The 1608-nt window shown below is 35.3% G+C and carries 2 protein-coding genes; one reads left to right on the forward strand and one right to left on the reverse strand.

Features of this window, described 5'->3' with window-relative positions:
- A partial coding sequence (locus F6K52_RS36055) for a GDP-mannose 4,6-dehydratase (protein ID WP_293089982.1) occupies positions 1-437 on the reverse strand: 437 nt, incomplete at its 3' end.
- A 713-nt stretch (positions 438-1150) separates the two neighbouring features.
- On the opposite strand from F6K52_RS36055, the gene F6K52_RS37225 reads away from it, so the two are divergent.
- Positions 1151-1351, forward strand: coding sequence for a sugar transferase (locus tag F6K52_RS37225; protein WP_364421469.1), 201 nt, complete (start codon positions 1151-1153; stop codon positions 1349-1351).
- The last annotated feature ends 257 nt before the right edge of the window (positions 1352-1608 follow it).

A 1608-nucleotide genomic window follows, 5' to 3' on the forward strand; every position in this document is an offset into this window, starting at 1 on the left:
TCCTGTACCTTCCCAAACATCTCAGAAGAACCAGCTTGATAGAAACGCACGTCGATACCGGTGCGCTGACGATAGTCCCGAATCGCCTCCAAAAGTCGCAGAGTACCCATTCCCACCGAGTCAACGGTATATTCTGGGGAGTCAAAACTGACCCGAACATGGGATTGAGCCCCTAAGTTATAAATTTCCGATGGCTGAACCGCCTCTAAGATCCGGCGTAGGGTCACACCATCAGTCAAGTCACCGTAGTGTAAGAAGAACCGTGCGTTTTCATTGTGGGGGTCTACATAGATATGGTCAATGCGATCTGTGTTGAAGGTGGAGGTCCTTCGGATAATACCGTGAACCTCATAGCCCTTTTCTAGCAACAACTCACTCAAGTAGGAACCGTCTTGACCTGTAATTCCAGTGATTAGCGCTCTCTTTGGTTCCGTCATTTTTTACTTTTCCTGTAACGTAATGTGGGCAATGTTGGTAGATATTGCTTCCCGAGAAAATCTCCCATGCAAACTTCCCAGTTTGCATGGGAGTTAATCATCACCAGGTTAACTCAAAAATTTATTTGTGGCTGTAGTGAATTTACCGTAAATAAACTCTCAGTAAAAATTTCACATATTCTCCACAGAAAGTTTAAAAATATAGATTCATAGAATTGTTGAAATACTAAAATAGTGTTGACATAAATATTTTTTTGGGTTAAAAACTTGCTATGATTTTGTTATTTTAAATGATAAGTATGTTTTTTATTTTTTTCAAAATAGTTTTATTAAACTAATCTTTTTCCATAAAATGGAGCATATTAGTTTAATAACTCCTTCGCAACTAAGGCAGTATAATTGCCTATATATCATTTTAAAATACCACTTTAGAGGGTGTATTGAACGTTAAAAATTTACAATATCATCATAATTTAGCAGGTGATAATTTCTCACTTATGAGTATAGGCAGGTTAATTAGGTTGTATAGCCCCATGCTTTAGGATGAGGAATACTTTGGAAACACTAGTTTATTCAAGCATCAAACAAAATTAAGTGTGATGTTTTAATTTTGTGCTTTCTGTATTAGGAATAATTGTGCTTTTGCCTTTGTCAATATTTATATTTGAATCAAGCTTGATTTCCCAGGAACGATATTTTACAAATATAAAAAAGTGGGTTTACATAATAAACGATTTAATACTTGTAAATTTTGCAGGATTTTTGTGGATGCTGACCAAAGTCTCAAAGAGCTAGAAGATCATAATGAAATAAAAGATAGTGTTCTATTTAAGATAAAATATGATCCACAGATTACTAAAGTAGTAAAAATTATCCGCCGCTATAGCCTAGATACATACTTTGTACATGTATAATTGTTCACTATGGCTAGATTTTAATATTTTAGTAAAAACTCCTATAGTACTTTTCCAAAAAAAAGGCGCTTACTAGTAATATGAGTTCGATAAGAGCCAACTTTGTCCAGTAGTCAGGAGTGGGGAAAGCATAGCATGGGCACGCCTAGTGGATAAGCTTACCGTTTAAAGTATCGGTAAAATTTCCTAAAACAATAACAATTTCTACCCTCAGAGAGAGATAATTTTGTTCAACACTTGGGAATATTCACAATAAT

The organism is Moorena sp. SIO3H5, assembly GCF_010692395.1.
Classification (GTDB): domain Bacteria; phylum Cyanobacteriota; class Cyanobacteriia; order Cyanobacteriales; family Coleofasciculaceae; genus Moorena.